This window comes from Lentilactobacillus parakefiri, assembly GCF_002157585.1.
Taxonomy (GTDB): Bacteria; Bacillota; Bacilli; order Lactobacillales; family Lactobacillaceae; genus Lentilactobacillus; species Lentilactobacillus parakefiri.
Genome location: NZ_BDGB01000046.1, coordinates 27,586 through 34,540, shown reverse-complemented (window position 1 = coordinate 34,540; position 6,955 = coordinate 27,586). Strand labels below are relative to the sequence as shown.

General features: G+C 44.2%; 8 protein-coding genes. 5 read left to right on the top strand and 3 right to left on the bottom strand.

The features are described from left to right. From LPKJCM_RS13495 to LPKJCM_RS05210, 3 genes are all read left to right on the top strand, one after another. Positions 1-236: hypothetical protein (locus LPKJCM_RS13495; RefSeq protein WP_087069564.1), on the top strand; the 236-nt coding region annotated here is incomplete at its 5' end. A gap of 57 nt (positions 237-293) precedes the next feature. Beyond that, the gene (locus tag LPKJCM_RS05215) at positions 294-1,271 is read left to right on the top strand and encodes an aldo/keto reductase (protein WP_174659010.1); all 978 of its coding nucleotides are present in this window, start codon (positions 294-296) and stop codon (positions 1,269-1,271) included. Positions 1,272-1,293: 22 nt separating this feature from the next. Next, positions 1,294-1,602, top strand: a complete 309-nt coding sequence (locus LPKJCM_RS05210; RefSeq protein WP_057962929.1) for a hypothetical protein — start codon at positions 1,294-1,296, stop codon at positions 1,600-1,602. A gap of 87 nt (positions 1,603-1,689) precedes the next feature. Here LPKJCM_RS05210 and LPKJCM_RS05205 read toward each other — a convergent pair whose 3' ends face one another. From LPKJCM_RS05205 to LPKJCM_RS05195, 3 genes are read right to left on the bottom strand one after another with little or no spacing between them, the layout of a single operon-like run. Next, entirely contained in the window at positions 1,690-2,238 is a 549-nt protein-coding gene (locus LPKJCM_RS05205; protein ID WP_057962930.1) for a ferritin-like domain-containing protein, read from the bottom strand. A 9-nt stretch (positions 2,239-2,247) separates the two neighbouring features. Continuing rightward, entirely contained in the window at positions 2,248-2,469 is a 222-nt protein-coding gene (locus tag LPKJCM_RS05200; protein ID WP_057962931.1) for a heavy-metal-associated domain-containing protein, read from the bottom strand. 20 nt (positions 2,470-2,489) lie between these two features. After that, positions 2,490-4,409 carry a heavy metal translocating P-type ATPase gene (locus LPKJCM_RS05195; protein ID WP_057962932.1) on the bottom strand — a complete coding sequence of 640 codons (1,920 nt, stop codon included), beginning with the start codon at positions 4,407-4,409 and terminating at the stop codon, positions 2,490-2,492. 268 nt (positions 4,410-4,677) lie between these two features. Here LPKJCM_RS05195 and LPKJCM_RS05190 point away from each other — a divergent pair, with 268 nt between their 5' ends. Together LPKJCM_RS05190 and LPKJCM_RS05185 are read left to right on the top strand one after the other, a co-directional pair. Beyond that, entirely contained in the window at positions 4,678-5,310 is a 633-nt protein-coding gene (locus LPKJCM_RS05190; RefSeq protein WP_057962933.1) for an NAD(P)H-binding protein, read from the top strand. 269 nt (positions 5,311-5,579) lie between these two features. Continuing rightward, complete coding sequence (locus LPKJCM_RS05185; RefSeq protein ID WP_057962934.1) at positions 5,580-6,914, top strand: ammonium transporter; 1,335 nt, start codon at positions 5,580-5,582, stop codon at positions 6,912-6,914. The last annotated feature ends 41 nt before the right edge of the window (positions 6,915-6,955 follow it).

Sequence of the window (6,955 nt, the reverse complement as noted above, 5' to 3'; positions counted from 1 at the left end):
TGATGGCAGCAAATATGAATAAATTGGCCAAAATGATGGCCAATTTAACTCATATTTTTGGTTGGATAGAAAAACTGAGCCGCATCTTCCAGAGAAAGTGGAAAATGCGGCTCAGTTTATTTATCGGCGGGACTTATGTCCCAGCCTCTTTTCATCTGTATCAGTGTTGCCAACATCTGCCAAACAGACCACTGACATATTCAATTTTGCTGACCGCTGCCTGGATGTTTGGATAACGATGCGGCCACAATGTTATAATTAAACTAAATTGAGGTGTATTTGGAGGCACAATCATGAAATTTAGAACACTCGGTAAAACCGGTTATAATATTAGTGAAGTTTCACTTGGAACTTGGCAGTTAGGCGGTAAGTGGGGAACCCCATTCAACCCTAAGGACGCTCGTGACACACTCGAGGAGGCTTATGATTGCGGTGTCAACTTCTTTGATACGGCAGATGGCTATCAAGATGGCCAAAGTGAAAAAGCCGTGGGCGAATTCGTCAGGAATCATTCTGACGTTCACTACACGACTAAAATCGGGCGTAAAGAAATGCCCTTGGACATTAAGCATTTTGACCCGGAACACCTAGACCGCTATGTCGACGAGTCATTGCAAAATATGGGAGTTGACTCATTGGACATGGTCCTGCTGCACTGCCCACCAATGATGAATTACTACATGCCTGAGACTTTCTTTGAATTGGACAAGCTTAAGCAAGCCGGTAAAATTCAAAATTATGGTGTCAGTGTCGAACGGGTTGAGGAAGGCATCAAAGCCTTGAGTTACGATATTTCAGCCGTTAAAATTATCTTCAACATGTTCCGTCTTCGCCCCGCTGATCTCTTCTTTGGCCTCGCTAAGAAGAACAACGTCGGCATCCTAGCACGAGTACCGCTGGCCAGTGGCCTTTTGACCGGGAAATTTACTGCGGACACCAAATTCTCCCCTGAAGATCATCGGACCACTAATCGAAACGGCGAACAGTTCGATAAGGGTGAGACTTTCTCCGGCGTTGATTACTTGACCGGTGTTAAAGCCGCTGCTGAATTGAAACAGCGTTTGGGAACTGACAATTTAGCCGCGATGGCTTTGCGCTTCATTTTGATGTATGACGCCGTTTCAGCCGTCATCCCCGGTGCCAGCAATCCCACTCAAATTGAGCGCAACACCACAGCAGCTGACTTGCCGGCCTTCACTGACCCCCAGATGCAAATTGTTCGTGACGTTTACGATCAGTACATTAAAAACCCAGTTGAGTATCTCTGGTAATTTGAATTAGAAGGTGAAAATGATGGCTCGACGAACTATTTTGACCAGTATCATTATCATCTGTGCGTTATTGATGTTCGTCTCAATCAATGTTTCATTCATTGGCTATATACTGGTGTTGTCGTGGACCAGCTACAGACTTCTCGTTAAAAGGGATTTCACCTTACTGCAGACCAGCATGTTTCAACATGCGTCGCTCAAGCTACCTGATTTTGAAAAATTGAGTCAGGACGAAACTTTAAAGTATCAGCGGATAGCCTATCGGGTCGGTTGGTGGGTCTTACCCTGTACAATCGGTTTTCTCATCGCGCTAATCTCCTTAAATGTTTGATTAAAAGGTCAAATTGGATAAAAAAAGTTCCGGAGCAAAAATTGCTCTGGGACTTTTTTGGCTACTTACCACGTTTACTGTCTATACTTAATCTTCGTCGTCTTCTTCATCCAAGCCCGCTCGCGGTGAATTGCCAAGTAAGGCTTGCAGCGTTGCAATATTGTGATTATTATCTCGCAGCAAGCCAATCAACTGCTGAGCCAGAACTGGCCGGTCTTCTTTTTCTGCCAACTTGATTGCCCGGGTGACAAACATGTTCTCAGTGTCATAGTCGTGAACCAGGTCGTTGACCATCCATTCTGCTGACTCATATTTGTTTTGGCCATTCTCTTCAAGCATGGCGTACTCTGTAAATTCTTTTTGGGTGCTTGGCGCAACCAAGGCCTCATCGATTAATACCGTTCCCAAAGCATCCTTTTGATCATATGCTTGCTGGAGCAGGTTACCGAACAAATCTTTGAGTTGTTCAGCGACCATCCCTTTGACATACCACTTAGACATTTGCAGCTTGTCAGCCAACACTTCCAGGTTGGCCACAATGTGACCAGTCATGGCGCCTGCGGTTGGGGTGTGATGGTCAATATCTGCTTGTTTAACTTCTGCTTCAAATAATTTTTCTGGGGTTGCTGTTGTCATATTCTTCACCTATTTCACTTTCATTGATTGAACTTCATAGCCTAAATCAGTTACGGTGTCTGACAGCTTATCAGCTGAAATTTTATCACCGTCAAAATCTGTTTTAACTTTGGCTGCGTTGAACAGCACCTTGACGTTTTCCACGCCATCCTGTTTCTCCAATGCGCCCTTAATCTTTTGCATGCATGACGGGCATGATAATGCGTCTAATTGTAAAATTGCTTTATTCATATTGATAACCTCCATCTCATTTACTGCTTTAAGGATAAATCATATTCGCCAACCGATAATTGATCTGGATCAAGTTTTGGCATTTTTGGTCGATAATTAATCAACCTCATGGCATTGAAGATTACAACCAGGATACTGGCTTCGTGCACAAACATCCCACTGGCCATGTAAATGAATCCAAGGATCAACCCAATTAACAAAGCTGCTACCGTCCCAATGGCGATAAAGATATTCTCTTTGGTATTCATGACGGTCTTCTTGGATAAGCCATAAGCATGAATTAACTCATTGAATCCCGATGACATTAGGACAACATCAGAGGTTTCAACAGCCACGTCGGTTCCACTTCCCATTGCAATCCCAATGTCAGCGGTAACCAATGATGGACTGTCGTTAATCCCGTCACCCACAAAGGCAACTTTATGGCCTTCCTGCTGGAATTGTTTGACGTATTCAACCTTTTGTTCTGGCAGAAGCTCAGCGTGAACTTCATCAATCCCAATTTGTCCAGCTACGGCATTGGCTGTCTGCAGGTTATCGCCGGTGAGCATGACCGTCTTCTTGATGCCCAGTGATTTAAGCGTCGCTAGGCTTTCTTTAACGCCTCTTCGAATCACATCCGAGATTCCAATGATTGCTTGAACCTGACCATCGAAGGCAACAATCACCGTTGAACTGCCTTCTGCTTGGATGTCTTCCAAATCCTCATGCTGTTGTGTTGTCAAACTGATCTTTTCATCGTTCATCATCTTTAGATTACCGATGAAGGTTCGTTTACCAGCGGCGGTTGCTTTAAGCCCCCTGCCCTTCACCGTATCAGTATCGGTCACTTCAACGTCATCAGAGAAAAGATGATGATTGGTTGAAAACGTCACAACTGCTTGGGCAAGTGGATGATCCGACTGCTTCTCAACGGCTGCCGCAATTTGCAGGCCTAATTGATCCTTTGAGTAGTCTTTGAACTGAGTAACCGCCGTCTTACCTTCAGTCAAGGTACCGGTCTTATCAAATACCAGTGTGTCAACGTTGGCAAAGGTGTTCATCACTTCACCACCCTTGATTAAGACACCATTCTTGGCACCGTTCCCAATTCCGGCAACGTTTGAAACCGGTGCACCAATCACCAAGGCACCTGGGCAGCCAAGAACCAAGACGGTAATCGCTAATCGGAAATCTTTGGTGATTAAGCCGACGACTAATGCAATCACTAAAACCGCCGGTGTATAGTAAGTGGCGAATTTATCAATGAACTTTTCCGCCGGGGATTTGGTATCCTGAGCATCTTCAACCAATTCAACAATCTTGCCAAACGTGGTATCGTCGCCAACTTTAGTAGCGCGGACTTTTACGGTACCGTTATCTAAGATCGTCCCGGAAAATACCTGGTCGCCTGAACCCTTCGTCACCAATTTTGATTCACCTGTGATGCTGGCCTCGTTGATATGGCCCGACCCATCAACAATCTCACCATCCACTGGAATTTGTCCGCCGGCCTTAACCAGGACAACATCGTCAACGTCGACAAAATCAACGTCAGTCTCTTCAGTTCCACCATCATCGCCAACAACCATTGCAGTCGTTGGGGCCATTTCGGTCAAATTCTTAATTGAGTGACGGGTTTTGGCCAACGTTTTATCTTCGAGAAACGTTCCAAATAAGAACAAGAAGGTAACGATGGCCGATTCATTATACTCGCCGATGATAAATGCCCCAATCACCGCAATACTCACAAGCAGCTCAATGCTAATTGTTTTAAATCGAAGTGCTGAAACTGCTCGAAGAATAATTGGAATAGCGGAGATAATTGAAGCTGCGATAAATGACACCGTATAAATCATGTCGCTGTTAACAACTTTTCCCAGTAGGCCAACGCCAATCAAGATTGCGGTCACCAATGTAATTTGATTTGTATGTTGATTAATAAGTCTTTGGAATTTCATAATCTCCCGCTCCATTTCTTAATTTATATATTTAGTATAGAGTGGTTCAGACGATAAAGAATTGACGTGGATCAAGTTTGGAGATTTTGTAGGCTTCGACAATTTAGCGTTGATAGTTATGACACTTTTCGTAATCCACGCTGGGGAGTTGATATTAATGAACAGCAACCAACTTCAAGCTTGGAGCGAGTCGATAAATCTTTCTTTTGCATTTCCGGCTTATATCTACCATAATTGAGTTAGCTAATGATAAGGGAGGATTCCGAAGATGAAAATTATTGTGATCGGTGCTACCGGCCGAGTTGGCGCAAATGTGGTTGCCAAGCTGGCCCAAAATTCAAATGACGAGATCTATGCAGGTGCCCGCAAACCTGAAAAAATTCCAGCAGCTGACAACGTCACCCCGTTCAAATTAGATCTGAATGATAAGATGGACGATATTAAGGAGGGGCTTCCTGAAGCCGACGCCATTATCTTCACCGCTGGATCAGGCGGCCGGGATTTGCTGAAGGTTGACCTACACGGTGCTGTCAAGGTCATGCAGGCCGCCGAGGAAAAAGAAATCAATCGCTTTGTCATGCTGAGCTCCAAGGGATCATTGTCTCCCGACGAATTTGCCGACTCCCCGCTTGAAAATTATTTGATTGCTAAATACTACGCCGATCAATGGCTGATCCATAATACCGATCTGGACTACACAATTCTCCAGCCAACCGCATTGGTTGAAAAGACCGGGTCAGGCAAAGTGACTTTGGGTGCCTATAGCACTAACGAGAACAGTATCGACAATGTTGCCGACGTGTTGATTGGTTTGGTAGAAAACCATGCTGGCATTAAAGAAGTTATTGAAATGAGTACTGGGAATGAACCAATTCCTGAAGCGATTAATGAATTGAATTAAAAATGAGAGCATAAATTGTTATGAAAAGCCGGGGCACACAAGAAATGTGTGTTTCGGCTTTTTATGTAAGTTTTAATTACATATACCAATTATTTTACATAACTTTTTAAAAGAAAATTCAAGATTAAAAAATCTTGATTACTAAGCATTGGTATCGCTTTCGTCTTCATTAGATATGTTCTAATTTTCTAACCAATTTCAAAAACCGCTGGACGTTTCAAAAAGATGATGTTAGAATTTATGACATTAAAAGAGAAGGAAGCAATGTTATGAATGCTGCAAATACTTCGTTCATGATTTTATCCAGTATTTTGGTCTTATTCATGACTCCCGGATTGGCGTTTTTCTATGGGGGCCTGGTTTCAAAACGAAACGTGGTTAACACCATGTTGTCAGTCTTCATCATGACAGGTGTTGCCATTGTTCTGTGGATTATGATTGGTTACTCATTATCATTTTCCGGTGATATCGGTGGGGTCATCGGAACCGTGAAGAATTTTTTCATGAACGGTATCGATCTCACATCACTGACAGCAACTAAGATTCCAACCGGCATTTTCTCAGTCTTTGAAATGATGTTTGCGATTATTACCCCTGCTTTATTCGTGGGTGCCGTCGTTGGCCGGATCAAATTCAACTTCCTGTTGGTTTTCTTAATTCTCTGGTCAATTATCATCTATTATCCAATGGTCCACTTGGTTTGGAGTCCTCACGGGATTCTTTATGGATTAGGGGTGCTCGACTTTGCTGGCGGGACGGTTGTTCACATCAATGCCGGTGTCACGGCGTTTGTCCTTTCAGCCTTTTTAGGTAAACGGGTTAAATTCGGCGACATCCCCCACACCCACTACAATCTACCATGGGTGCTGCTTGGTGCCACCATCTTATGGATTGGCTGGTACGGATTTAACGCCGGTTCCGCACTGGGCGTTAATAATATCGCAGCTCAAGCAACCATCACCACGACAATGTCAACTGGTACCGCAATGGTCACCTGGATGATTTTGGACATGATTATCAGCGGTAAGCCAACGCTGGTGGGCGTTTGTACCGGGACGCTTTGTGGCCTGGTTGGGATTACCCCTGCTTGTGGCTTTGTGACGATTGCCGGATCATTTTGGATCGGCATGGTTTCCACCTTTGCCAGCTACTTTTTTGTTAACTATTTGAAGGATCGAATTGGGGTTGACGATGCCTTGGATGCCTTTGGCTGCCACGGTGTCAGCGGAATCGTCGGCAGTATCGCAACCGGCTTGTTTGCAACCAAAAGTGTCAATCCGATTGTCGCCCATAATGGTGCCTTTTACGGCGGCAGTTGGCATCAGATTACTGTCCAGATTATCGCAACTCTGGCAACGATTATCTTCGTTGCGATCGCCGCTTCAGTCATCATCAAATTACTGAGTCTGGTAATGCCAATGCGAGTTGATCGGAAGGAAGAAAAACTTGGCCTAGATAAAGGTGAACACGGTGAAGAAGTTGATTATACCGTCGACATGAGCGACAATCTTGACGCCTATCGCTCAGATTTGAATTTGTATTCAAAGGAATTTAGAGGTCAGTTGGGTGGTCTGGATCCTAACAAGGACCCTCATTTACATTGAGTTTGACATTCATAACATCAAAATCAAAAGACCGGAACATG